The organism is Thermosynechococcus sp. PKX82 (assembly GCF_031583255.1).
In the GTDB taxonomy this organism is placed as follows: Bacteria; Cyanobacteriota; Cyanobacteriia; order Thermosynechococcales; family Thermosynechococcaceae; genus Thermosynechococcus.
This window is the reverse complement of sequence record NZ_CP134169.1, coordinates 1,643,697-1,668,110: the sequence shown is the minus strand read 5'-3', so window position 1 is coordinate 1,668,110 and position 24,414 is coordinate 1,643,697. Positions and strand designations below refer to the sequence as shown.

Sequence of the window (24,414 nt, the reverse complement as noted above, 5' to 3'; positions counted from 1 at the left end):
TCCTTTTTTCACACTAGCGGATTGGTGCACCCAAAGCACTAAGTGATCCGTAATAATGCCTGAAGGAGTCCCTCAAGGGTATGCTCTGTGGCTTCAGTATCCACCCGTCCCAAGAGTTCGCGACAAGTTTGCGAGGTTTGCGGGCCAATACTGGCAATCTGCACAGTCTGAAGTAACTCTGCCGCCTGCGCACCCACCAATTGGCAAAAGTGTTTCACCGTCTTAGAACTGGTAAACGTGATCATATCCACTTGACCCCCTTGCAGCGCCCCTAAGACTTGGGCATCAACAGTTTGGGGACAGCGGGAATCGTAGGCGGGCACCTCAACAACCTCAGCCCCGGCCGCTGTAAAGGTCTCTACTAGCACGGGTCGCCCACCCTTTTCAACCCGTGGGAAGAGAAAACGCAACCCCGCTACAGGTTCTGGGAATTCTGCCACTAGGGCATCGGCGACAAATTCACTGGGGGTGAAGTCAGCCACTAAGCCGTAACTGCTGAGGGTTTGGGCGGTTTTTTCGCCAACAACAGCAATCTTGAGACCCGCGAGGGTACGACTATCCTTGCCATGATGCTGCAACCGTTCCATAAAAAAGCTAACGGCATTGTGGGACGTGAGAATGAGCCAGTCAAAGGTATTGAGTTGCGCCAAAGCCTGATCGAGGGGCTGCCAAGAACTGGGGGGAACGATTTCCAGTGTCGGCATTTCTAAAACGGTGGCACCGGCGGCTGTCAGTTGCTGCGTAAAGTCACTCGCTTGCGCTGCTGCCCGGGTGACGAGAATGGTTTTGCCGTGGAGCGGAGACATGGCTGATGGGGAAATCTTCAAAAATTCAGGGAAGACCAGATCTAGACTAGCCAAAGGGTAGCGTTTTTGGGCGATCGCCCCCACAACCACGACGGCTGGTGCCCTGTCTGGAACGTGAGGCGTATTTAGATAGCTCTCCAACGTGCCGAACCAAAACTGTTGCTGCGGCTGGCCGGCCCATTGCAAAATTGCCAGTCCCTCAGCGGGCGATCGCCCCTGCCTCAACAATTGCTCGGCAATATATCGCAGGGAACGGGTGGCCATCAAAAAAATCAGCGTCTCCATTTGGGCGATCGCTGCCCAAGGAAGGGTTTCTGGCGCATGTCCCGACAGAATCGCTACGGACTGGCTCACATCCTTTGCCGTCAGACACAATCCCGCCAGCAGTGGTGCCGCCAGCGCTGACGATAGACCCGGAATCACCACCGCCTCTAGACCTGCCCCTAGGACAGCATCCAGTTCCTGATGCAAACGGCCAAACAGCCCCGGATCGCCACTTTTGAGGCGGACAACCCGCTGGTACTGCTGGCCATAGGCCACTAAAAGGCGGTTGATTTCTGATTGGGGAACTGCCTCAGCCCCTGCCCGTTTGCCCACCGCGACTCGCAAACAATCGGGGGGTGTGAGTTCGAGGAGGCGAGGGGAGAGCAGGGCATCGTAAAGTACCACCTGCGCCTGCTGCAGGCAAATCCATGCTTCGAGCGTGAGAGAGCGAGGGGTACCTAACCCCGCACCCACAAAATAAACCGCCAATGACTAGCCTTGGGTACGTTGCAGGAAGATCATTGGGTTGACCGCACCCCGCCCTGGGGGATGTATCTCAAAGTGAACGTGGGGCCCTGTGCTGCGACCGGTGCTGCCCATTTCGGCTATCTGCTGACCCTGCTCAACGTATTGGCCCACGCGCACCAAGTTGCGATGGTTATGGGCATAGAGCGTCAGGGTGCCATCGGCGTGGCGAATTTCCACCAGGTTGCCGAAACCACCAGAATTCCATTGGGAGTAGGTAACGACACCGGCGGCAGCAGCATAGATGGGCGTGCCAATGGGAGCAGCAATATCAATCCCGCGGTGCATCCGTCCCCAGCGCGGACCAAAGCCAGAGGTCAACACACCACGCGCCGGCCAGATAAAGTTGGTGGTTAGGCTAGGTAAAAAGCGATCGGAGTTGGGCAGAGGGGGTAGGTCGAGATTAGTGGGTAAAGGGGGAGCCACAATTGAGCGTGCCACCTTGACGGGCACAGGGGGGGCAATGGGCTGTACAGTGGCAGGTGTCGGTGCTGTTACTGTTGTTGTTTGCGGGCGATTTGCAACAGTGGGCTGGGGTAGCGCTGGGCGAGCAGGGGGTTGTTGGACTGAAACTAGGGCAGGGGTGGTACGCCGCCGCCGCTCAGCAGCCCGCCCAAAGGGAACAGGCTCTAGGGTTGCAGTTGAGGTCGATGCGGCTGGAGAGTGCACAACTGCCACCCGCTGCGAGAGTTGAGTCGTTTCCCCCGCGGCGGACTGTGGTTCAACTGCCGTCGTAGTTTGCTCCAAAGAGCCACCCATCGCAAAGGGGGTATCAATGGCCAAGGAAGCAACAACAGAGGTGGTGGCTTGTGTCACTAGATCCGCCAAGCTATCGGTGCGAACCCGCCGATCCACCACTTTGAAGGTCGGCTCAGAAGGACGGCTGAGACGGTCAAAGGAAGCAAAGGCAGAGAGGGTCAGCGCCGGTCTTCTGAGGGTGAGGGGGGCAAAACTGACTTGGGGCTGGATGGTGCGTTGCCATGCCGTTTGGGTGACGCCCAAGAGTAGGTCGGTTTTGTCGGCGGATAAAAGATTTTCAAATTCAGCAAGCGGGTCTTGGGTTTCAGTGCTGAAGAGGGAGGGGAGGTTGAGAGATTCGGGGCGAATGTCCTTTGAACCCAGATCGCGATCGCCTGCAAGAGTGGTCAAATCAAGGGCTTGCGTAGGCTGAATCAGAACAAAGGTACCCAGCAGGGGCAGACAGGAACAAAGGGAGCGCAGCGAACGACCAAGCATAGCAGCAGGCGCAAGAGGTGCATCCTGAGAGGCGGTAGGGGTACGACTATCGTTGCTCAAGGTAATCCTCCTCGCACACAAAATTGACAGTGATTCGACAAAGCGGTGAACCGAGAACACACATCATGAGCAATCGTCCAAGGTAGCCAGAGGCCACTCGCCGCATCTATGCCTAAAACTGTCCCAATCTGTTGTTTATGCAAAGGGTGTTTTGGCACCACGACGAAACTTCTAGGTGACTTTACCCAATCCACAACCAAATGACAAGCCACCCCCTTGCCTCGTCCTGCCCTCTCTGGGGGGGTGAATTACTTGCTGCAAAATAAAAATACGAATTTTCTACCTACTGGTCAATAATCAAAAAAACCTGAATTCATCACGACTTGGGCTTAATTACTACCCATGAAAGAAAAATCATTATTTCCAATAAATAAATAAGTAGAGTAAAGTTAGCTAATCAGTGTGTATAGTTTTTTTTAATAATGTAAGTCAGTTGACATCCTTCTCAGCGTTGATCGTTAAACCAAAATTGTCCTATAACCCTTGTGCCAAATTGCGCTAAAAGTGGCACATATTCATCTTCGCTCTTAGGAACAATTAGAGCAAGCTTGCTTGGTAAAATAAACCAGTTTGTAACGATTTTTGGCGATCGCCTTTTTGATGGAGCGTTGTCCCCATGACTTACCACAAGCTGTGGTTTCAACAAACAGCAAGCCGCCTCAAAGTCTTGCGTCCTTTTCCTCCCTTTAGTGTTGTCCAAAACTTTATTCGCGAATATCTTCCCAACCTCATTGACTATATGGATGGCCAAGGATTGGATCTGCGGGATCCACAGCACTGGTGGGAGAGTATCCACATTGACGGCATTTTGGAATTAGAAAATAGCGAGGGGGAAACCCTGCGGGTGGCGGCTGGGATTATTGAGCAGTGGCGCAATGCCAACGCTGCTCTGCGCCTGATTACAACCCCGGCAATGGCCAAGCTGCGGCGCGAGTCCCTCAATGTCAGCCAGCATTGGCTTTTTTATGTCTCTAGTCGCAAGCCCTACCCGGAGTCACTGTGGATTGATTTGCTCTATGAGCAGGCGGATACGCCCCCCACAGAAACGGGCTGTACCATTATTGAATTGACGGAACCCGAGGCCTAGGCGGTAGGTAGCCCACCACGAGAATGTCCTCGCCCACGGTTTGCCAAGTCACGTCCTCGAGGCACAAGGCCTCATTCATCTTGGTTAAGCCGAGATCGGCCACTGGGGCGGGGGCATCGGAGCCACCAATAATTTTTGGCGCAATAAATGCCCACACTTTCTGTACCATGCCTTCGGCGATCGCTGCCGCTGCAAGGGAACCGCCGCACTCCCAAAGCACCGTCATAATGCCCCGTTGATGCAGCTCTGCCATAACGGTGGTCGGTGTTAGCGGCTCTCGGTGCACCACCTCCACGCCCCGTGCCTGCAATTGGGGAATGAGGGGATGTTGGGGTGAAGCAGCGGTAACCACCAATGTTGGAGCCGTGGTCGTTTCCCACAAAGAGGCATTCGGCGGTAGATCAAGGGTACGACTCATCACCACCCGTAGGGGATTGCGCTCATGGCGCGAGGTCAAAAGGGGATTATCCAGACGCACGGTATTGCCCCCCACAATCACGGCATCGCATTCAGAGCGCAGTTGATGCACCATGGCGCGTGCGGCTTCACCACTCACCCAGAGACTGTGGCCGGCACTGGAGGCAATTTTGCCATCGAGGGTCATGGCGTATTTGAAAATGCCAAAGGGACGCTGATAGCGCACCCGATGCACAAACGCTTCGTTCAGGCGTTGACACTCTGCTTCCCGCACGCCGACGGTGACTTCTATGCCTGCTGAGCGCAGCCGTTCTACCCCCGCCCCCGCTACTTGGGGATTCGGATCAATCATGCCCACCACCACCCTGGGAATACCCGCCGCTATAATCGCCTCGGTACAGGGGGGCGTGCGGCCATAGTGGTTGCAGGGTTCAAGATTGACGTAGAGGGTGGCCTTGCTGAGGAGGGGGCGATCGCTCTCGCTGACGCTGCGCAGGGCAAAGACCTCGGCATGGGGTTCCCCTGCCTTGGGATGAAACCCCTCCCCAATCACCCGTCCCTCCGCCACAATCACACAGCCCACGAGGGGATTCGGAGCCGTACAGCCTTTGGCACGAGCGGCTAACTCAAGGCAGCGCCCCATGTACTGGGCATCAATCGTGGCTATCTCCTCCACAACGGGGGCTGAGCGCATGGGCAAGAATCAACGCTCGTGTTCGGTTTCCGAGGAATGCTTCGGCAGTTGCTCCGCCTCTGGACACTCATCCGCAATGGGTAACTCCGCATAACCCCGCGGAACTGCTGCGAGCCGCCGTGAAATCGAGCCAATGCTTTCGATATTGACGATCTCTTCCCAAGCACACACTTCGTCGTCTTCCTCCGTTTCGTAGCGGATGGTAACAACATTCCCTTCGATGTCCACAATGCGTGCCCGGTCAATCAGGCGTTGTTGATCCCGCAAGTAAATCCAGACTTCTTGGCCGTCGGTATAGAGTTGATAAAGCTTGCGGTGTAACATAGAACGGTCTCCTTCTCGGAATTGGGCGTAGCAACAGTTGATAAGCTGTGCTGCAACCTCTTGCCTGTCATCTTACCGCTAGACTTCAAAAGATGAGCAGCGGTGAATGGGAGGTGTGGGGACTGAGGTTGTTCATATCGTTGTAGCGATCGCGCAGCACAGGGGAAAGAGTGATTCTCTGACGGTCTGGGGCAGATCTCGTACAATCGAATAAGCGTAACAAAGGGTAAATAATCCGTTACTATAACGCTATTCATTTATTCTAACCAGTGCGGAGTCGTTCAAACGGCATGGGCAAAATTGTTGGCATTGATTTGGGGACAACCAATTCCGTCATTGCTGTGTTGGAAGGGGGAAAACCCGTTGTGATTGCCAATGCAGAAGGCTCCCGCACCACCCCCTCTGTGGTGGCCTTTGGCAAAGATGGCGAGCGCCTTGTGGGGCAGTTGGCGCGGCGACAGGCGGTGCTCAATCCCCAAAACACCTTCTATGCCGTGAAGCGGTTTATTGGCCGCGAATACAGTGAACTGACGGCTGAATCCAAGCGGGTACCCTATACGATTCGCCGCGATGAATCGGGTAAAGTGCGCATCAAGTGCCCACGCTTGCAACGGGAATTTGCCCCCGAAGAAATTTCAGCCATGGTCTTGCGCAAGCTGGTGGAGGATGCCAGCCGCTATCTAGGGGAACCCGTCACCGATGCGGTGATTACTGTCCCCGCCTACTTTAATGATTCACAGCGGCAAGCCACCCGTGATGCTGGGCGGATTGCGGGTCTGAATGTGCGGCGGATTATTAATGAACCGACGGCAGCAGCCCTTGCCTATGGCCTCGATCGCCAGAAGGAGCAGACGATTCTCGTTTTTGACCTTGGCGGTGGCACCTTTGATGTCTCCATTCTCGATGTTGGCGATGGCGTGTTTGAGGTGAAGGCCACCAGCGGCGATACCCAACTGGGGGGCAATGACTTTGATAAGTTGATTGTGGACTGGCTAGCCGAAGACTTCCTCGCCAAAGAGGGCATTGATTTACGGCGCGATCGCCAGTCGCTACAACGGCTCACCGATGCTGCCGAAAAAGCCAAAATTGAACTTTCAGGCTTACTGGAAACCAATATCGATCTGCCCTTTGTCACCGCCACAGCGGATGGGCCAAAACACATTGAAACCACCCTCAGTCGTCGCCAATTTGAAGACCTGAGCCAAGACCTGCTGCAACGGCTGCGCTATCCGGTCGAACAGGCACTGATGGATGCCCATTTAACCCCCGCTCAAATTGATGCCGTGGTGCTAGTGGGTGGTGCGACGCGGATGCCCATGGTGCAGGATCTGGTGCGGCAGATGATTGGCCGTGAACCCAACCAAAATGTCAACCCCGATGAGGTGGTGGCTGTTGGTGCCGCCATTCAAGCAGGCATTCTCGCCGGGGATATGAAGGATATCCTGCTGCTGGATGTAACCCCCCTTTCCTTAGGGGTGGAAACCATTGGCGGCGTCACGAAGGTGCTGATTCCCCGCAATACAACGATTCCGGTGCGCCGCTCCGATATTTTCTCAACCTCAGAAAATAACCAAAGCCAAGTGGAAATCCACGTCGTTCAAGGGGAGCGAGAACTGGCAGAACACAATAAGTCCTTGGGACGCTTTAAGTTAACGGGAATTCCGCCAGCGCCTCGGGGGGTGCCCCAAATTCAAGTATCCTTTGACTTGGATGCCAATGGCCTGCTCCAAGTGGTGGCCTTGGATCGCTTTAGCGGTCGTGAGCAAAGTGTGGTGATTCAGGGGGCATCAACCCTCAGTGAAGAGGAAATTCAGCAGATGCTCTTGGATGCCGAGACCAACGCTGCCAGCGATCGCCAGCGGCGGGCACGCATTGAGAAGCGCAACCGTGCTCAAGATTTGATTCACCGCGCTGAACGTCAATTGCGGGAAGCGGCTCAGGAATTTGGCTATCAATTTGCCGCTGATCAGCGCCGGAGTATTGAGGCCCTAGTGCGGCAATTGCAGGAGGCCATTCGCAATGAGGACGATCGCCAGATTGACCTCACCTATGCGGCTCTTGAAGAGCGGCTCTACGACTTTGTCCGCCAACTGCGCCTCAGCGAAGAAGCATTGGAAGACGATGAGGATGTCTTTAAGCTGCCCAACCTCAAGGAAGCAGTCAATAAAGGCCTTGATGCGGTGCGGGGTCGAGAGCGGCGGCGTGACGATTATGAGGATGAGTGGGATGAGCCACCCCGGACGCGGCGTTCTCGGGGGTATTCCCAGCGCAGTGATTCAGCCGCATGGGAGGATTGGGATGACGACGACTGGTAGAACTTGTTTGCATTGTTTGCTGCAACTGTGAGTGTAGATAGGACTGTCGATGCGTAATTTTCGAGATTACTACCAGCTTTTGGGCGTGGATCGAGGTGCGAGCACTGAGGAAATTAAACGTGCCTATCGGCGGCTGGCGCGGCGGTATCATCCCGATATGAATCCGGGCGATCGCGCTGCTGAAGAGAAGTTCAAAGACATTAGTGAAGCCTACCAAGTCCTAAGTGATCCGGCTCGCCGTGAGCAATACGATCGCTACGGTGAATATTGGTCACAGCCCGGCTTTCGCACTCGCCCTTCCCAACGTACCACTATGGCTCGGCGCAATGGCACCAGTGTCAGGGAAGAACCCGACCTCAGTGAAGATAATTTTCAAGAGTTTTTGGATCAACTGTTGGGTCGGCGATCGCCCCGCACCTCTACGGTTGCTGCGGATCCCCCCCGTCGCTCGCCTACGATAGACACAGACTACTTTCGCCCCGGCACCGTCAAAACCGCCTATACCGCTGTGAGTCGTCGCGACGCTGAAGCCACCCTAGAAATCCCTCTCGAGAAGGCCTACGAAGGGGGACGGGAGCGGATTCGCCTTGGGGATGGGCGCTCCTTAGAAGTGACGCTGCCACCGGGGATGGTTACGGGTCAGCGGATTCGGCTGCGGGGTCAAGGTACGGGTGGAGGTGATCTCTATCTGAAAATTCAAGTGACGCCCCATCCCCTCTTTCGCCTTGAGGACTACGACATTGTCTGTGAACTCCCCGTGACCCCCAGTGAGGCTGCCCTCGGCGGCCAAATTGAAGCCCCGACCCTCGATGGTTGGGTGAAAATGATGGTGCCAGCAGGGGTGCGCACAGGCCAACGTTTGCGACTGGCGGGTAAGGGCTATCCTCGCCCCGATGGCGATCGCGGTGACCAACTGGTGGAAATTGTCATTACACTGCCGCCCCAACTGAGTGATGCTGAACGCGATCTCTACCGGCAACTTCAGGCCATTGAGTCCTACAACCCCCGTGCCCATCTGGCGTACTCCTAAACTATGGATGCCTTGGTCTTTGCTGACCCCGCAGCGCAGCCTCTCCTAGAGGACATTCAGACCTACCTCAGTACCGTTGTTGCGCCAATTGCCAACCGCATTGATCAGCAAAAGTCCCTTTTATCGGAAAGTCTGCAAGCCCTAGGGAATTTGGGCATTTTTCGTTTGGCGGTACCCAAGGCAAGGGGGGGATTGGGGTGCGATCGCCGCACGCTCTGGCATTTGAGCTTACAACTAGCGCAAACCTCCGGTGCCCTTGCCTTTTTGGTGGCACAACATCAATCCGCCTTGGGGATGATTCTTGAACATCCTGAAGGGAACGTTGCCCAAACCTACTTGGCGGACTTAATGAAGGGGCAGCTGTTGATTGGTGTCAGCTTTTCCCACCTACGCCACAACCCAGTGGATCTACAAGCTCAACCCACCAGTGGGGGCTACCTCTTGCGGGGCACGCTGCCTTGGCTCAGTGGCTTTCAGCACATGACCATGTTTGTGGCCGCCGCGCCTTTACCCGATCGGCGTCTTCTCTTTGCCCTCATGCCCTTTATCAATGCCCAACAGGCTGGCGGTGGCATTTTGCACCTCTCATTGCCCTTGCCTCTAGCGGCTGTGCCCTCAACTCAAACGGTGCAAGCAGAAGTGGTGAATTGGTTGGTGCCGCGGGAAGATGTAGTGGGTATCAGTGAGGTGGATTGGCTGGCCGTCCGCGATCGCCAGCAATTGCTGCGGGGCAGTGCCGCCCCCATGGGCTGTGCCCGTGCCAGTTTGCAGATTCTCGCTGAGAGTGCCGACGCCAAAGACCTCTATCACCACTTTCGCGATCGCTGGCACCGCCTTTACGACCAGATTCAAGAAGAGCTAGAGAACCTGAATCCCCCCCACCATGCAAAACTGCGCGCCGCCGCCATTTACCTTGCCGTCCAAGCGGCTCAGGCTGCCCTGATGACAACGGGTGGCAGTGCCTTGATGCTCAGTCACACAGTGCAGCGTCTCTATCGCGAAGCCATGCTCTACACCGTCTCTGGCTTGAATGCCCCCGTGCGCCATGCCTTGATGGAGGATTTGTTGCTTGAAAAGGGTTCCCACTGAGCAAGATCAGTGTCTGCCCCTTGAGTGGTTGGCTCGCCCTGCCCCAGTGGTTGCCCAAGAATTACTGGGGTGTCTTCTCGTGCGACAGCAGGCCAATGGTCAACTCTACCGCGGCCGTATTGTTGAAACTGAAGCCTATATGGCCGGCGACCCCGCGTGTCATGGCTACCGTCGCCAAACGGCTCGCAACGCCCCGATGTTTGCGGCACCAGGGACAATCTATGTCTATCAAATCTATGGCATTCACCACTGCCTGAATATCGCCAGCGATCGCCCCAATTTTGCCAGTGCTGTTCTCATTCGTGCCCTTGAGATGCTTAGTCCGCCCTTGCCCCCCCGCAGTGCTGCTGGTCCGGGGAAACTGTGCCAAGTCTTGGGGATCGATCGCCAGCTTTCGGGCTTGATGCTAGGGAAAGAGAGCGGCCTCTGGTTAGAAAAGCCACCCCAACCCCTAACAGCCCCTGTGGTACAAACCACTCGCATTGGTATTTCCCAAGGTCAGGAGATTCCGTGGCGGTGGTATGTGCAGGGCAACCCGGCGGTCTCGCGTTATTCGTAGCTGCCCGTTGTCACCTCCAGCAATTCCTCCGGTTGGTGAAGAAACTGGATCGCCTTTTCGAGGGCTTGTCGGCGATCGCTCACCACATGGTCTGCCGGCAACCGATCCAAAATACGGAAGCGTTGCAGCCGCTGTTGCACCTTATCCGCCGAACCATTCACGAGAAAAATTGCTAAACGATGCTTTTGTGCCTCTTGGATGAGTGACTCAATGGCCAACGTTGCCGTTACCCCCAACAGGGGCACACTGCTGACATCCAGAATCAGCACCTTATAGTCCGACATGATCGCCTGCCGCTGGGAAATTGCCCAAGCGGAGCCAAAACTCATTGGACCCCCAAGGTGCAGGAGTAGTAGTTGACCCTTGGCTTCGCGGAAGAGTTCTTTTTCCTCGGGGGTGAGGGGCGTTTGATCATCGGCGTGGGTAATCGCCTTCACATCCTCCGATTGCAGATCCGCCAAGCGCTTGATCGTCAGCATATTGGCAATAAAGACACCCACACCCACCGCCACAATCAAATCCACAAAGACCGTCAGCAGCATCACACCATACATAATGAAGGCCGCCCGCAGGGACAAGAGGTGGGCACGCTTGAGAAAATTCCAGTCAATGATGTCAATCCCCACCTTGATCAGAATCCCCGCCAACACGGCATTGGGAATCGGTTCCGTCAAAGGCGCAGCCCACAGCACCACCATCAGTAGAATGACAGCGTGGATCATGCCCGATAAGCAGGTGCGTCCCCCCGCTTGAATATTCACCACTGTGCCCATCGTGGCACCGGCACCGGGCAGACCACCAAATAAGCCGGACAGTAGGTTACCAATACCTTGGCCAATCAGTTCCTTATCGGAATCGTGCTGGGTGCGGGTAATGCTATCGGCAATCACCGAGGTCAGGAGCGAATCAATACAGCCGAGCATCCCCAGCATTGCCCCGTCCACAATCATCGTTTTCAGCGCAGGCAGTGTAAACGTCGGCGGCACAAACGCTGGCAGCCCCGTGGGAATCGTGCCAATGCGGGTCAAACCGGCATCCGCAAAAAACACCATTGACAAAATCGTGCCTAAAACCAAGGCGAGAAGCTGTGGCGGCACAATTCGCCGAATTTTCTGGGGCGTGAAATAAATGAGTCCGAGGGTGAACAAGCCCAAGGTAAGGGCAGCCGAGTTCAAGGTTTGAATCCACTCTGGCAAGTTTTGCACTGCCCCCAAGACCCCCCCTTTACTGCTGTGCCCCAACAGGGGACCAATTTGCAGCAGGATCATGATTAGGCCAATTCCCGACATAAAGCCAGAAATCACGGTGTAGGGCATGAGGGTGATGTATTTACCCAACCGCAACAGACCAAAGAGGATTTGAAAACCGCCCGCCAGCATTACCACCGTAAAAGCCATGTATAACCCCTGTTCGGGATATTCACTGGTCAGGCGGGTGATCACTGCCGTCATCACGACGGTCATCGGCCCTGTCGGATTGGAAATGAGTGTTGGCGTGCCCCCAAAGAGAGCCGCAAAAAAGCCAAGAAAGACGACGCAGTACAGTCCCGCCGTTGCACCAGCCCCAGAGGTGACCCCAAAGGCCAAGGCCATCGGCAAGGCGACAATGGCGGCAGTCAGCCCACCAAAGAGATCGCCGCGCCAATAGCGAAAGTGAACTCGATTAACTAAATTTGTTAGCATTTCTGCCCCTTTTGGCGAATCTAGAGAGGGTGTCATAGCGAAATCGCTGTTAAGAGCACTCCCTATGGGAGTATCCTCATAACTTGTAGCTATGGTAAGAAAATATTTAATTGATATAATTCTATGCTTTAGGGGAGACAATCGGTCTAGGGAAAACATCAAAGAATTTCTTATCTGTCCTATAGGCAAAAAGGGGAGAATCGGCAGAGAGCGAGGCTTGCTCACTGTAAAACTTTGTTACACTCAGGGATTGAGAGCAGCAACTTACGAGGTCATGACACTCCTATGAGTCAATCGCCGCTGGATGCCTTTTTCCTTGGTCGAGCAACCGCAACGCTCCTGCGTGATCAGGCGCAGCATCTATTTGTGGAATTCCTAAGTCAACTGGGGCGATTTGATGCCGAGCAGCAGCAGCGGCTCCATCAATTCATGGAAGAGGTGCAAGCTCGTGCCCGTCAAGAAGCAGAAATGGTGGTGCCTCGGCGTAGCCAACAAGTGGATTGGCAAGCTTTGATTGATGATTTGCGGGCGGAAATTGCTGCTCTACGCACGGAACTGCAACGCTACCGCAATCGCGAAAGCTAGGCACGCGGAACAACAATATAGCCAGTTTTTAAGTAGGCATCGGTTGATGCTGGCTCTGGGGAAAAAGACTCACCACCCAAAACCCAGTGGCGATCGCGCCCCCAATACCACCAATAGGCTGCCGTGTAGGCACAGAGAACGGCATCGAGTTGATCTTCAAGAGCCTTGAGGTCTCGCCCGTTGCTGAGGATTTCGATAGTGAGTTCTAGTGCTAAGGGTGGCTCACAGTGGGGAAGCTGGGTGGCCATTAAATCCCTAAGCTTGGCTAACCCTTTGGCTCGTTCTGCAAGGCGGCCTTTTTTGTATTTAATGATTTGGTCAAGCTGAAAGAGGGCGATCGCCGTGGCATGGGGGAAGACTTCAATTTGAAATCGCCCGTGTGCTTGGGGGGCGATTGTAGGCGCATGGCGAAACCCCCGTTGGCTAAGGGCTTGACTAAAACCCGTGGTGTGCTGCGCAAAGGGGGATTGCTGATTGGCCGGATAGCAGCCGGCGTGATAGCGCCCAAGCAGTTGGTGAGCTTGGCGATCGCAGGTACGCATTCCCCGCAAATTGGGAATAATGAGGGGGGCATCCACCGCCACCATGGCTGCTTGCGCAGAGGGTGCATCGCGATCAATCCATGCCAAAAGTTCATCCGTATCACGGGAGCGATCGCAAGCGACCACCGCCAAATCTTGTCCCTGCCACTGCAAACAGCAGTACCCTGATGCCCCTCCTTTCCAAGCCAGATCAACGCCGAGAAACCGCATTCACTGCCATCAACTGTTGTTGCGGTGGATGATCTTGAATCAGCAAAGCAGCAGCCACAACTCCCACGGGTGGTACGAGCACCAAACCGACGAAGGGGATCAGCAGCCCCAAAAACTGCGCCAAACCAAGGCCATAGATTTGTGGCGTATAGGCACGGGTCAAGAGCTTGCGCTCTCTCAAAGAGGTGCTGTGTTTTTCAAGGAGGTAATCAAAGCTGCTTCGCCCTAGAAAGAAACTGTTAACGATCGCCATCACGATAGGTTGCAGCGGCCCTGTTAGAAATGAAAGCAGCAGGAAGATCACCTGCAACACTGCATCCCGCAGCGCAAACCAACCACCGATAATAGCGTTCAATAGATCGCGCCGCCACCCCACCTCAATCGTTTGTCCCGTGGTAATTTTTTCAACACGGTTGAGCAGCGGACCAAGGAAAGGAATCACCACAAGGGGAATCAGCGTTTGATAGCCAATTAGGGCCAAAAAGACAGCAATGAGGGTTGCCAAAATATCAATGAACCCTTGGTATAGCCACTGCCATTCCCCACCCACAAACCAATAATCACCAATGACTTGAACAGCCCAGAAAGCAGCAATGATAAGCGTTACCCCCAGAACGAGGCTCAAGCAGGCAGGTAACAGCAAATAGCCCCAAAGACGATAACGGGCGATAAAAAAAAGACCACGACCAAAGGCAAAGAAACCCGCCTGAAACCGCCGTCCTGCTGCCCAAAGCTGCTTGATCACTCAATCATTCTTCTAGAAGCCCCTAGGAAAATCCTAGCCTATCCACGGCGGGGCGGTGTTCCTTCATCATCCGGCGGCGGCGCATCGGCAACAAAATCAGGGGTATTGACCTGTTCAGCACGGGAAACTGGCGTTGCTGTCGGTCGCCATAGCCAACTGGTCAACAGTCCAAGGGTGAGAAGTCCCACCAGGAGGGGAATGAATAGATCCGTCATCGTTGTTCGCCTCATTGAAGTCATTATTGTACAGAATCGAATGAATCTCTCTTGAGTGCTGGCTCTCTTGACGCAGTGGGACTCTTGTAAGTTCCAGTACAACCTTTCGCAAGAATTGAATACACTCAAAACGGTTAAACCTGCTCGCTGTAGCCGCAGAGTTTGAGCTATCGTTGAAGTGGCTGCCTTGGGTGATAAGAGCAATGCCCCTGTCTCCCTTTTGGATTTGGTTAATTGTTGCCATCATTCTTTTTGTGATGGAGCTTGTTTTGCCGACGGCTTTTATGGAAGCCACTCTCGGCCTCAGCGCCCTGATTGTTGCCTTTCTCTCGTTTCTGATTCCCAGCTTTTCAATACAGATTCTCCTCTGGATGCTGCTCTCTGTTGTGGTGGCCTTTCTCCTGCGGCGGTATCAACCAAAGCGAGTTCCCCCCGTCCTCAAGGAAGCCGCCGAGGCGGAAACACTTACGAAAATCCCCGCTGGCGAGACGGGGCGAGTGCTGTACGAAGGGATTTCTTGGCAAGCTCGCTGTGGTGATCCCCGCTTGGCCATTCCCGAACATCAGCGGGTGATTATCATTGGCCGTCAGGGAACGATGCTGATTGTGATGCCCGAGGATGCTATTCAGTCCTAGGGGGCGATCGCCGTTTCTTGCGGTGCGTGGTGGCTGGATCAATGGGGAAACCGGCAAGGGGAACCACCTGCTCAAGGCGTTCTTTCTCAAGCCGTTTTAATTCCGTGTAATCTACCCAGTGGATACAGTCAACGGGACAGGTATCAATGGCTTCTTGAATCAGTTCAAGGGGGTCACCATCTTGGCGTACCACCCGCGATCGCCCGTAGTTCGGCTCGATGTAAAACGTATTTCGCGCCACATGGGCACAGTGTTTGCAGCCAATACAGGTAATTTCATCGACATAGACACCGCGCTGACGGTGAGTGCCCCCGAGTTCAGGTTCGTAGCCGCTGCGAGGTTCACTTTGGCGAAGTTGGCCGCCAAGTTCTGGCTCTAAACCAAGGGGTTGCCCCTCTGCCCCGTGCCTCTCCATTGTTTTGAATGATCTTCAACGGCTAGGAACGCCAGCGTTGCAATACGAGCTTGACACTCCCATCGGCCTGCTGTTCTGTGGCCTGCACTTGGAAGCCCTGCTCAGTAGCGGATTGCAACACCGCATGGTAGGCATAGCGCTGAGTGACTTTATTCAAGAAGCGATCCACTGACCATGCCTGCTGCCAAAACTCCAAATCTGCCACTAGCTCATACTCGGTGCCATTCCAGCGAAAGCCAATGTCATAGCCGTTGTCTTGGGGAACAACGACTTGAGCCGTTTGGGTTTGACCGCGAAAGCCGCGCACTTCTTGGCAGCCAGATTGCCATGGTAAGCCCAAGTCCGTTAGGGCAGACTGGAGGGCGGGTAAACTGCGAATTTGGGTTTTGATTTGGCTGAAGTGCGACATGGATCACCAATCCTCAACGATTACCACTGGGAGGGGACAGATTGAACAACCAATTGATTTTCTTCCTCTTGGGGAGCGTAGTATTCTGCGGTGGGCTGTTGGCTAATGACACACCCCAGCTGCGCTTCAATGGCAGCAGTCACCTCAGCACAGGATGCCCCAGAAATTCCCGTCACCGTTTCAACGACACGGCCATCGGGATAAATCACGAATTCAAGGGTTTCTAGCATTGGCACAACCTACTCCCTCGCAGTTATGACAAACCGCTCACGAGGATAAAATTCAAGTCCTAACCTATGGAACTCATTGTGACGAAGGCTAACCAAAGGAGTCAAGGGCTTTAATAAACTTTACACTCCGCAGCAGTTTCCTCCGGCTGCCTGAAGACCTGAAGAATCAGTCATCTATAGAGCCAAGTCTGCGTCGAGAATTGATAAGAGATATGTGAATTGCTTTTCTTGGACGGGACGGCGGCCTCAGGGCGATCGCGACCTCACTCAATCCCTCTGCAAAAGGCGGTATGATATTCAGAAATTCGTTTCGCCTTAAACTCTCAGAAAACCATAAAAAAACTTAAAAAAATATGGGGCAGTCTTTTTCACCATTAACAGTTTTAGCCTTGGCATTCCTACGGGGGGTATCTTCCTCTCTGTGGCCAGCGATCGCCCGCGGCGAGTCCCAAGAATCCATCAATGTCAATCCCCAAGACCAAGTACACACTGCTGAACAATTTCTCGATGCCCTCTTTGGCAATCACGTTGATTTAGCGTTGAGCTATTTACATCCGCAACTGCAACGGGAGTTTTCACCGAAAAAATTGAAGCAACGCCAAGCCAATTTTCTGAGGCGGGTAGGCGTGTACAAAGAGCGTCTTGGGAGTCAGATCAACGACAATATTGTCAGTATCAAGGTAGCGTTTTCTAACGTTACAGATACATTGATTGTGATGATGGATAGCAATGGTAAGATCACAGGTATTGATTTCCCTGCAGCGCCTGATGACCTGTCTGCTCAGCCTCTGCTTTCGCCCTCTCGGCTTTGACCTTTATGCAAGAACGGCGTAGTTCTCCTGCACCTGAATTATCTTTACAAAATACGCCCTTTTTTCGCGACTTACCCCAGGCGGTGGTGGAGAAAGCCCTAGCCCATGTAGTGACACGTCAGCATCCCGCTAACCGCGTGATCTTGCTGGAGAATGACTGGGGCACATCAGTTTACTTCATCCTCAGTGGCTGGGTCAAAATTCGCACCTACAACATTGATGGCAAAGAAGTCACCCTGAATATCCTCGGTCCCGGCGAACTCTTTGGCGAAATGGCTCCCCTAGAGGAAGTGCCCCGCTCAACGGATGTGATTACCCTAACACCGACAGTTGTGGCCAATATGCCCGCAACGGATTTTGTCAATCTTGTCAATACGGAACCTCAAGCGGGCATACGCCTCGCCAAGTTGATGGCACGACGGCTCCGGCAACTGAATCGGCGGCTGCGGCTGCGGGAATCGGATAGTATGTCACGGGTGGCGGATATTTTGCTGTTTTTGGCGGATGGTCAAGGGCGACAGGGAGCGGATGGCCTAGAAATTCCGAATCTGCCCCACCGCGAACTGAGTAGCTTAAGTGGCATGGCACGGGAGACGGTAACACGGGTGCTTGGGAAGCTGGAGCGCAGGGGGATTATTCGCCGCAACCCAGAGAGCCTGTGCATTACGAATCTACGTGCCCTAGAAAGTTTACTCCTTTAGGACTAAGAACAATAATGATTGCCCTGAAGAGGATGGCAGCAAGTAATGCCCAATGCTCCAGCCAATGAACACCCCTAAAATTGCCATTTGAATCAGCACTAGCATAATTTGCCAGTTGTGGTAGCCAGCAGCTTTCATTTCAATGCGCACGAGAATTTCGGTGCCAATGAGAATGGCGATCACACTAAAGACGTGAAAGGCAATAATGGCAAGGGTGACAGCGGTACTCAGCACCAGTACGGTCAAGAGACTGGGGGTGCCCACGCGCATAATTAAGCTACTAAAGATATTTCTAGGGTTGCTCTGGCGCGATCGCAACAGGCTAGAGGTGCCCCCCACAACAAACACTATCAGAATTGCTGCCAAAAAAGAGGCATAGGCTGACCACAGCCAAGGATAGGCAGACAAATACCAGCCCACGAGGACGTAGCCCAGAACCACCAGCAACAGTAGAGCAAGGGGAAACTTGGTATAGTCTGGCGATGCGCTCATCGCTAACGGGGTGCAAGGTGCGTACAAATCCACTCTACGGCAGCGGCTAAATCTGCTGCAATGTAATCGGGTCGACTGGCGTGCTGGTAACTCCCCTCAAGAACGCGATCGCCAAAGCCGGTTTGTACTAAAATCCCATAGCAGCCGGCATTCCGCGCCAGATCAATATCGGTCGCTTTGTCCCCCACCATGACACTGCGGCTGAGATCTAAATCATGATCCCAAGCGGCCGCTACGAGCATTCCTGTATTGGGTTTGCGCCATGTTGTCCAGCCCGCATAGTCGGCAACCACTCCCCCTTCAGGACGGCTGAGATCAGGACAGAAATAAACCGCATCCAACACCGCACCGGCACTGGCGGCTAGCAACTCCTGAAGTCTGTGGTGCAGGGCATGAACATGATCGATGCTGTAATAATCTCGCGCAGGACCTGATTGATTGGAGGCTAAGCAGCAAAACCACCCCGCATCATTGAGCCGTCGCACTGCCTGAGCCACACCGGGGATGAGCTGTAAGTCCTCAAGGCGGTGAATATAGCCCACCTCTTGGTTCAGCACGCCATCGCGATCGAGAAAGACAGCCGGTCTAGCCATGGCGAGCCGCCTCAATCACGGCTGACACGGGAATATCGGCCATGTTGCCAGTAGGGGATTTGACGGCTCGAAAGCGCGGATCGTTGGGCAGGAGTTTGGCAGGATCCGTAGGGCCAAAAAGCGCCACAAGGGGAGTCCCCACCGCCACGCCAATGTGCATCGGGCCACTGTCGGTACAGAGAATCTGTTGTGCCTGTTGCATTAGAGCTGCCAGTTTGCGCAAGTCTGGAGGACGGCTAATCTTAATCTCCTGTAGCGCCTGCGTTAGCGCACTCACCCATGCGTGATCTTCAGGCCCACAGACCACGATAAAGGGCAGGTGCGGCTCCTGCTGTTGCAGCGTCTGGATGACCTCAACCCAAGCAGCGGGGGGGTAAATTTTGTTAATTCCCTTGGTAAGTGCCATCTGACTTGAGCCACCGTGCAAGAGGCGATACCGCCCAGTAATTCCTAGGCGTTGCTGCTCTGCCGTTGCCCACTGTTGATCCGCCTCAGCAATCACGGCCTTGGGCAGGGGACAGGGGGTAGTGATACCAAAGGCTTGCAGTAAGTCGTGGTAGGTGGCGGCGCTGTATTGATCAAGGTTGACAGGTACCGCATCGGTGAGAAACCCCAAGGGATTGAGCTTCGCAAAGCCCACGCGCTTGGGAATCCCCGTCAGCCACAGCAAAAAGCGCACCGCCTTACTGCGCCCCAAGGAGAGAATGGCATCGTACTCCCCATCCCGCAACATACCAATCAGGTTTACCCACTCAGCCAAGGCATTGCGGTCTTTGAAGTCAAAGGGAATCACTTGGTGGACTGTAGAACTCAGTTGGTAGGCAGCAACCGCACGGGGTTCAACAACCACATCAATTTGACTATTCGGAAAGTGGGTTTTGAGGTCCTCGAGGGTAGGAAAAAACAAAATTTGATCCCCAATACCGCCTGGCACCAGCGCAACAATATTTTTCATCAGCGACCTCCAACAGCAAAAAGCCTTGAATCCAAAGCCCCACAAAAGCCACTGCCTTTCCAGAAGGAGACCACTTGGCAGGGCTTGATCCAAGACTGAGCCGTTGCTGGCTGATTCAGCATAAATGGTGGATTCTGGTTGACCACAGACACATCCATAGGGCTAGGTTTCCTTGGGCAGTATTGAGGAGGCTTAGCTGCAATTTTAAAGGCTAGCGTCTTTTCCCAAATGTGGACATCAAAGCCCCCTAGTTCCCTATTGTTCTAAAAACGGGCGCCGATACCAATGCGTGCTAAGGGATAGCCTGCACTAGAAAAACTTGCCCCAGCATCAATAATCACCGGTCCGATTTGGTGGGCTATGGCCATCCCAGCTGCACTGTATCCACCGTAGGTTGCAAATCCCACATTAAATGTGGTTTGACCAGAACGTGCCGGCACAATCGGCATGAGTGCTGCTGCCGAGGCAATGCCCGCAAAGGCCTCTCCCCGTAATTGATTGATTTGAGCATCGGTGTAAGCATTCGCTGCTCCCAAGGCCACTGCTCCTATGCCGTCAACATAGGCTTTATTGACAGCATCCGTCGGATTGATGGGGGTGGCCACATTGGTAATTCGGCGTTCTGCTCCTGGGGCGCCCACAGAAACCGTGTTGGGAGCTGTTGTTACAGAGCCAGCGCCAATGGCCACACTGTTGGGATGGATGGCCTGTGCCGATGGGCCAAAGGCAATGGCATTATTGGCACCCGTCGTCGAATTGTTGCCAATGGCAATACTATTGGCACCCCCAGGGTTAGCAGCATTTCCCAAAGCAATGTTACCGCACGTTACTGTTGCGTTAGTGATTGAACAAATTCCTGTAGCAAACAGTTGGTTGATGAGGGCAGAGAGCTGACTGCCATTAATTGCATCCGTACTCGTTGGTGCAATGAGGCCAGGCGCAACATTGACAACCTTGCGTTCAGCACCGGGGGCACCAACAGACACAACATTGGCCTGTGTTGTTACAGAGTTTGCCCCAATGGCCACACTGTTGGCATGTTGAACTGTGGCACCTCTACCAATGGCCACACCATCAGTAGCACCACCCACGACTTGGGCAGTCTGACCAATTGCAATACTATCAGCCGGATTTGCAGTACTTTGGTGGCCAATGGCAATACTACGAGCCCCCAGCGCTTGGTTGCCTGAACCCATTGCGGTGCTATTAGCTCCTTGGGCTTGGTTACCAGAGCCTACGGCGGTACTGTTGTCGCCAGGGTTCAGGTAGGTGTTGGTGGTGCCATCATAATTATTCCTCATCCCCACAGCGGTGGCGTTTGCTGCATTCGCTGAATTCTGCATCCCCACAGCGGTGGCGTTTGTTTGGGTGGCTTGGTTGCCTGAACCCATTGCGGTGCTGTCAAGCCCTTGGGCTAGGTTCTGCATCCCCACAGCTGTAGTGTTGTCTGCATTGGCTTGGTTCACAAACCCCATTGCGGTGCTTCTATCTCCTTGGGCAGTGTTTGCAAAGCCAACCGCGCTGCTCTGAACTCCTTGGGCGGTGTTTGCAAAGCCAACCGCGCTGCTCTGAACTCCTTGGGCGGTGTTTACAAAGCCAACCGCGCTGCTCTGAACTCCTTGGGCAGTGTTTGCAAAGCCAACCGCGCTGCTCTGAACTCCTTGTGCGGTGTTTTCAAAGCCAACTGCGCTGCTGGCATCTCCCAAGGCGTCGTTATCATACCCCATTGCGGTGCTTCTATCTCCTTGGGCTTGGTTCTCATACCCCATTGCGGTGCTTCTATCTCCTTGGGCTTGGTTCACATACCCCATTGCCGTGCTTCTATTTCCTTGGGCTTGGTTCACATACCCCATTGCGGTGCTTCTAGTTCCTTGGGCAGTGTTTGTAAAGCCAACCGCGCTGCTCTGAAATCCTTGGGCTTGGTTACCAGAGCCTACGGCGGTGGCGTCCTGTTGAGTGGCAAAGTTCTGTCTACCCACGGCGGTGGCGTTTGTTTGGGTGGCTCGGTTCTGCATCCCTACAGCGGTACTGTTGTCGCCAGGGGTCAGGTAGGTGTTGCTGGTGCCATCATAATTATTCTGCATCCCCACAGCGGTGGCATTTACTGCATTCGCTGAATTCTGCATCCCCACAGCGGTGGCATTTACTGCATTCGCTGAATTCTGCATCCCCACAGCGGTGGCATTTACTGCATTCGCTGAATTCTGCATCCCCACGGCGGTGGCGTTTGCTTGGGTGGCTTGGTTCTGCATCCCCACAGCAGTGTTGTTATCACCCTGGGCTTGGTTCTGCATGCCAATGGCGGTGTTGTTACTGCCAGTTGTACCCGCAATGCCATCAGCAACGTTTTGATAACCGACTGCGGTATTGTTATTGCGAGCTGAGTCGGGAAAAAAAGGATCTGAAGGATTGGGTGTTCCAACTGTGCCGACTCGATTTTGTGCTCCTAGGGCAGTGTTATTGTTGCCTTCTTCTGTAGTTGGAATAGGCGCTCCAGAGCCGATTGCGTTGTTAGAGCCAAAGGCATGATTTTGAGCATTAACTCCGTTAATTTGGTTGTTATGACCAACAGCGGTGTTTTCGGTATTTATGTTTGACCCAAGGTTATTGTTGCTACCGATCGCATGATTGGCGACAGTGCCACCATTTACTGTGTTGCTAATACCAACAGCAATAGACCGTTGCAAGGCAGGGAGTAAATTGTTATTTGCGCCACAAATTAGGTTGTCGTTCGCTCCACCACCGGTAGAATTGAAGGAACCACTAGGATTCCCACAGTCTAGAGTTTGAGACAATGCAGGTGTGGTGACCAGAATAATGTGCACTGTTGTGCTAACAACACAAGCCAAAACGGGGTGTAGTCTTTTGCACATGAGGATAGGCCTCCCAAGGTTAAGGTGTAAATACAACAGTCAAGTGCTTTGTAGAATTTTGCACTTTCCTATGGGCTACTCTTTCCTTAAACCCAAAAAGACACAAGTCCTACCGTCGCTAAAAAAGCGAAGGAAAACCCTGCCTTTTTGGTATCCCCCGTTAGCTCACTATTTAAGTAACTCTAGTCAGACTTCGCTTAATTGTCAAGCTTAGTCAAGCACAATTTAGATTTTTTTTCGTTTTTAATCAACCTTATCAGTTCCCGATCGCCCGTTGTAGGCGATCGCGCCATGCCAAGGCAAGGGTGAATTCTGTAAAAGGAATGCGATAACAGTCTCCTGTAAAGGTTTCTAGCACCAGTTGAATTGCTCCTTTAGAATGAGTAGTTTGTGTGTCAATTCGTTGACCGTTACACTCAATCCAAATGTTTTGAATAGTCGATAATTCGCAAGTTTGCAAATGAATAATGCCCTGTTGGGTAGGGTGTCCCCACGTCAAGCGATCGCCCTGCTGACCGAGGACAGCGGCAATGTCATATTTACTGGTTTCAAAATTTTTTGCCCACTGGCGATAGTGTTCCACCTTCCGGTACTCGACCCAGCCCAACCATGCCAGCACGATAAAAATAGCTAATAGGGGTAACCAGAGCAGACCGTGACTCATCGATTCACCAATAACTGCCGCCGCAATACATCGAGGGCATTCATCGCACTGAGATGTCGCACCCAATCCCGTCCCCGTTGACCACTAAAGCGAAATTCACGGGTCATGACCTCGCCATTGGGCAGTGCCACGCCAATATACACCAGTCCCACTGGCTTACTGAGCGTCGCGCCGCCGGGGCCAGCAATCCCGGTAATACTGACGCCCCAGTCACTGCCTAAACGCGTTTTCACTCCTAAAGCCATCTGGGCAGCCACCACGGCACTCACGGCGCCTTCTTGCTCTAAGTCCTCAGGATTGACCCCCAGTAGAGTTACCTTGACATCATTGGCGTAGGCAATTACGCCCCCCTTAAACGAGAGGGAACTCCCCGGCAAACGGGTTAGCATCTCCCCAAGGCCACCGCCGGTGCAGGACTCTGCCACTGCCACTGTTTGCTGTCGTTCCTGAAGCAGCCGCGCCACTGCACTGGCAAGGGTATCCTCATCCGCACCGTAGCAATCTAGGCCGACAATTTGGCGGATTTCTGCTTCAACGGGTTGAATCAATTGCTGGGCCTCCGCTTCATCTTTGGCACGGACGGTAATGCGGAGGCGGGTTTCCCCATTGCTGGCATAGGGCGCCACCGTGGGATGCTCACGGGCAATTTGGGCAGCCACTTTTTCCGCAAGTACCGATTCAGGGATGCCCCAGAAACGCAGCACACGGCTGTAAATTACCTCTTTTCCCCAGCCCTGGGAGCGCAAAAAGGGCACCGCAGTTTCTTGCCACATCTGCTTCATTTCGGCGGGAACACCGGGAAAGGTGAGAATTGTCAGACCCGTGCGCGGCTGCCAAATCATACCGGGGGCACTGCCAATCGGGTTGGGCAAAATCTGGGCGCCCGCAGGCAGGAGCGCCTGTTTACGGTTACTGGGACTAAAGCCGCCGCGATGGGCATACTTGCGTTCTAGATCGGCAATAATTTCAGGACGTTCTTCGAGGGGCGCTTGAAAGAAATCGGCGATGGTTTCCGTTGTCAGGTCATCGGGCGTGGGGCCAAGGCCACCCGTGAAAATCAATAGGCGGGCGCGATCGCAGGCAATGGCGACGACTTTCTTAATCCGCGTGGGATTGTCGCCCACCACGGTTTGATAGTAGTGGGGAATCCCCAAGCTTGCCAGTTGCTGGGCCAAAAACTGGGCATTGCTGTTGAGAATTTCCCCCAGCAGCAATTCTGTGCCCACGCAAATAATCTCTGCGCTCATTGT

Annotated in this window: 27 protein-coding genes; 9 read left to right on the top strand and 18 right to left on the bottom strand. The window is 53.9% G+C overall.

Annotated features, from left to right (window positions below; genetic code table 11):
- Positions 1-38 precede the first annotated feature (38 nt).
- Complete coding sequence (gene cobA, locus RHH53_RS08275; protein WP_302678026.1) at positions 39-1,559, bottom strand: uroporphyrinogen-III C-methyltransferase; 1,521 nt, start codon at positions 1,557-1,559, stop codon at positions 39-41.
- 3 nt (positions 1,560-1,562) lie between these two features.
- Entirely contained in the window at positions 1,563-2,831 is a 1,269-nt protein-coding gene (locus RHH53_RS13230; RefSeq protein WP_310743660.1) for a M23 family metallopeptidase, read from the bottom strand.
- Positions 2,832-3,507: 676 nt separating this feature from the next.
- On the opposite strand from RHH53_RS13230, the gene RHH53_RS08265 reads away from it, so the two are divergent.
- Positions 3,508-3,978, top strand: coding sequence for a hypothetical protein (locus tag RHH53_RS08265; RefSeq protein ID WP_206199751.1), 471 nt, complete (start codon positions 3,508-3,510; stop codon positions 3,976-3,978).
- Here the strand turns inward: RHH53_RS08265 and ribD are convergent.
- Positions 3,950-5,089 carry a bifunctional diaminohydroxyphosphoribosylaminopyrimidine deaminase/5-amino-6-(5-phosphoribosylamino)uracil reductase RibD gene (gene ribD / locus RHH53_RS08260; protein ID WP_206199750.1) on the bottom strand — a complete coding sequence of 380 codons (1,140 nt, stop codon included), beginning with the start codon at positions 5,087-5,089 and terminating at the stop codon, positions 3,950-3,952. The genes RHH53_RS08265 and ribD overlap by 29 nt on opposite strands.
- Positions 5,090-5,098: 9 nt before the next feature.
- Positions 5,099-5,413, bottom strand: coding sequence for a DUF6679 family protein (locus RHH53_RS08255; protein WP_024125163.1), 315 nt, complete (start codon positions 5,411-5,413; stop codon positions 5,099-5,101).
- A 290-nt stretch (positions 5,414-5,703) separates the two neighbouring features.
- On the opposite strand from RHH53_RS08255, the gene dnaK reads away from it, so the two are divergent.
- Genes dnaK through RHH53_RS08235 form a run of 4 tightly spaced genes read left to right on the top strand, consistent with a single transcriptional unit; the run spans position 5,704 to position 10,406 of the window.
- The gene (gene dnaK / locus RHH53_RS08250; protein WP_206199749.1) at positions 5,704-7,728 is read left to right on the top strand and encodes a molecular chaperone DnaK; all 2,025 of its coding nucleotides are present in this window, start codon (positions 5,704-5,706) and stop codon (positions 7,726-7,728) included.
- Positions 7,729-7,777: 49 nt separating this feature from the next.
- On the top strand, positions 7,778-8,758 hold the full coding sequence (locus tag RHH53_RS08245; RefSeq protein WP_206199748.1) for a DnaJ C-terminal domain-containing protein: 981 nt from the start codon (positions 7,778-7,780) through the stop codon (positions 8,756-8,758).
- A 3-nt stretch (positions 8,759-8,761) separates the two neighbouring features.
- Entirely contained in the window at positions 8,762-9,847 is a 1,086-nt protein-coding gene (locus RHH53_RS08240; protein ID WP_310743659.1) for an acyl-CoA dehydrogenase family protein, read from the top strand.
- A gap of 46 nt (positions 9,848-9,893) precedes the next feature.
- Entirely contained in the window at positions 9,894-10,406 is a 513-nt protein-coding gene (locus RHH53_RS08235) for a DNA-3-methyladenine glycosylase (RefSeq protein WP_255451731.1), read from the top strand.
- Here the strand turns inward: RHH53_RS08235 and RHH53_RS08230 are convergent.
- A complete protein-coding gene (locus RHH53_RS08230; protein ID WP_302678022.1) occupies positions 10,397-12,088 on the bottom strand; it encodes a SulP family inorganic anion transporter in 1,692 nt (563 codons plus the stop codon). The genes RHH53_RS08235 and RHH53_RS08230 overlap by 10 nt on opposite strands.
- A 285-nt stretch (positions 12,089-12,373) precedes the next feature.
- Between RHH53_RS08230 and RHH53_RS08225 the strand changes: the two genes are divergently transcribed.
- Positions 12,374-12,673, top strand: a complete 300-nt coding sequence (locus RHH53_RS08225) for a DUF6825 family protein (RefSeq protein ID WP_206199745.1) — start codon at positions 12,374-12,376, stop codon at positions 12,671-12,673.
- Here the strand turns inward: RHH53_RS08225 and RHH53_RS08220 are convergent.
- From RHH53_RS08220 to RHH53_RS08210, 3 genes are read right to left on the bottom strand one after another with little or no spacing between them, the layout of a single operon-like run.
- Positions 12,670-13,425 carry a DUF429 domain-containing protein gene (locus RHH53_RS08220; protein WP_310743658.1) on the bottom strand — a complete coding sequence of 252 codons (756 nt, stop codon included), beginning with the start codon at positions 13,423-13,425 and terminating at the stop codon, positions 12,670-12,672. The two genes, RHH53_RS08225 and RHH53_RS08220, sit on opposite strands and share 4 nt — an antisense overlap.
- Positions 13,406-14,170: an EI24 domain-containing protein gene (locus tag RHH53_RS08215; protein ID WP_310743657.1), complete on the bottom strand. Its 765-nt coding sequence runs from the start codon at positions 14,168-14,170 to the stop codon at positions 13,406-13,408. The genes RHH53_RS08220 and RHH53_RS08215 overlap by 20 nt, the downstream gene beginning before the upstream one ends.
- A 38-nt stretch (positions 14,171-14,208) precedes the next feature.
- Positions 14,209-14,385 carry a hypothetical protein gene (locus RHH53_RS08210; protein ID WP_190278217.1) on the bottom strand — a complete coding sequence of 59 codons (177 nt, stop codon included), beginning with the start codon at positions 14,383-14,385 and terminating at the stop codon, positions 14,209-14,211.
- Between the two features lie 203 nt (positions 14,386-14,588).
- Here RHH53_RS08210 and RHH53_RS08205 point away from each other — a divergent pair, with 203 nt between their 5' ends.
- Positions 14,589-15,020 (top strand): NfeD family protein, encoded by a 432-nt coding sequence (locus tag RHH53_RS08205; protein WP_310743656.1) that lies wholly within the window; start codon positions 14,589-14,591, stop codon positions 15,018-15,020.
- Here the strand turns inward: RHH53_RS08205 and RHH53_RS08200 are convergent.
- The 3 genes from RHH53_RS08200 to RHH53_RS08190 are packed head-to-tail and all read right to left on the bottom strand — an operon-like array spanning position 15,007 to position 16,074.
- Entirely contained in the window at positions 15,007-15,435 is a 429-nt protein-coding gene (locus RHH53_RS08200) for a ferredoxin (RefSeq protein WP_206199741.1), read from the bottom strand. The genes RHH53_RS08205 and RHH53_RS08200 overlap by 14 nt on opposite strands.
- 22 nt (positions 15,436-15,457) lie before the next feature.
- Positions 15,458-15,844, bottom strand: a complete 387-nt coding sequence (locus RHH53_RS08195) for a DUF1257 domain-containing protein (protein WP_206199740.1) — start codon at positions 15,842-15,844, stop codon at positions 15,458-15,460.
- Between the two features lie 20 nt (positions 15,845-15,864).
- Positions 15,865-16,074 carry a DUF2997 domain-containing protein gene (locus RHH53_RS08190; RefSeq protein ID WP_190278215.1) on the bottom strand — a complete coding sequence of 70 codons (210 nt, stop codon included), beginning with the start codon at positions 16,072-16,074 and terminating at the stop codon, positions 15,865-15,867.
- Between the two features lie 389 nt (positions 16,075-16,463).
- Between RHH53_RS08190 and RHH53_RS08185 the strand changes: the two genes are divergently transcribed.
- On the top strand, positions 16,464-16,886 hold the full coding sequence (locus tag RHH53_RS08185; protein WP_310743655.1) for a hypothetical protein: 423 nt from the start codon (positions 16,464-16,466) through the stop codon (positions 16,884-16,886).
- 5 nt (positions 16,887-16,891) lie between these two features.
- Positions 16,892-17,587 (top strand): Crp/Fnr family transcriptional regulator, encoded by a 696-nt coding sequence (locus tag RHH53_RS08180; RefSeq protein WP_206199738.1) that lies wholly within the window; start codon positions 16,892-16,894, stop codon positions 17,585-17,587.
- Here RHH53_RS08180 and RHH53_RS08175 read toward each other — a convergent pair.
- From RHH53_RS08175 to RHH53_RS08145, 7 genes are all read right to left on the bottom strand, one after another.
- Positions 17,576-18,079: a hypothetical protein gene (locus tag RHH53_RS08175; RefSeq protein WP_206199737.1), complete on the bottom strand. Its 504-nt coding sequence runs from the start codon at positions 18,077-18,079 to the stop codon at positions 17,576-17,578. The two genes, RHH53_RS08180 and RHH53_RS08175, sit on opposite strands and share 12 nt — an antisense overlap.
- Before the next feature lie 2 nt (positions 18,080-18,081).
- Complete coding sequence (locus RHH53_RS08170; RefSeq protein WP_206199736.1) at positions 18,082-18,672, bottom strand: HAD-IIIA family hydrolase; 591 nt, start codon at positions 18,670-18,672, stop codon at positions 18,082-18,084.
- Positions 18,665-19,627, bottom strand: coding sequence for a glycosyltransferase family 9 protein (locus RHH53_RS08165; protein WP_310743654.1), 963 nt, complete (start codon positions 19,625-19,627; stop codon positions 18,665-18,667). The genes RHH53_RS08170 and RHH53_RS08165 overlap by 8 nt, the downstream gene beginning before the upstream one ends.
- On the bottom strand, positions 19,627-19,785 hold the full coding sequence (locus RHH53_RS08160) for a hypothetical protein (protein WP_302678015.1): 159 nt from the start codon (positions 19,783-19,785) through the stop codon (positions 19,627-19,629). The genes RHH53_RS08165 and RHH53_RS08160 overlap by 1 nt, the downstream gene beginning before the upstream one ends.
- A 105-nt stretch (positions 19,786-19,890) precedes the next feature.
- On the bottom strand, positions 19,891-22,314 hold the full coding sequence (locus RHH53_RS08155) for a YadA-like family protein (RefSeq protein ID WP_310743653.1): 2,424 nt from the start codon (positions 22,312-22,314) through the stop codon (positions 19,891-19,893).
- A 442-nt stretch (positions 22,315-22,756) separates the two neighbouring features.
- Positions 22,757-23,164, bottom strand: coding sequence for a hypothetical protein (locus RHH53_RS08150; RefSeq protein ID WP_310743652.1), 408 nt, complete (start codon positions 23,162-23,164; stop codon positions 22,757-22,759).
- Positions 23,161-24,411: a competence/damage-inducible protein A gene (locus RHH53_RS08145; protein ID WP_310743651.1), complete on the bottom strand. Its 1,251-nt coding sequence runs from the start codon at positions 24,409-24,411 to the stop codon at positions 23,161-23,163. Before RHH53_RS08145 ends, RHH53_RS08150 begins: the two co-directional genes overlap by 4 nt.
- Positions 24,412-24,414: the final 3 nt, after the last annotated feature.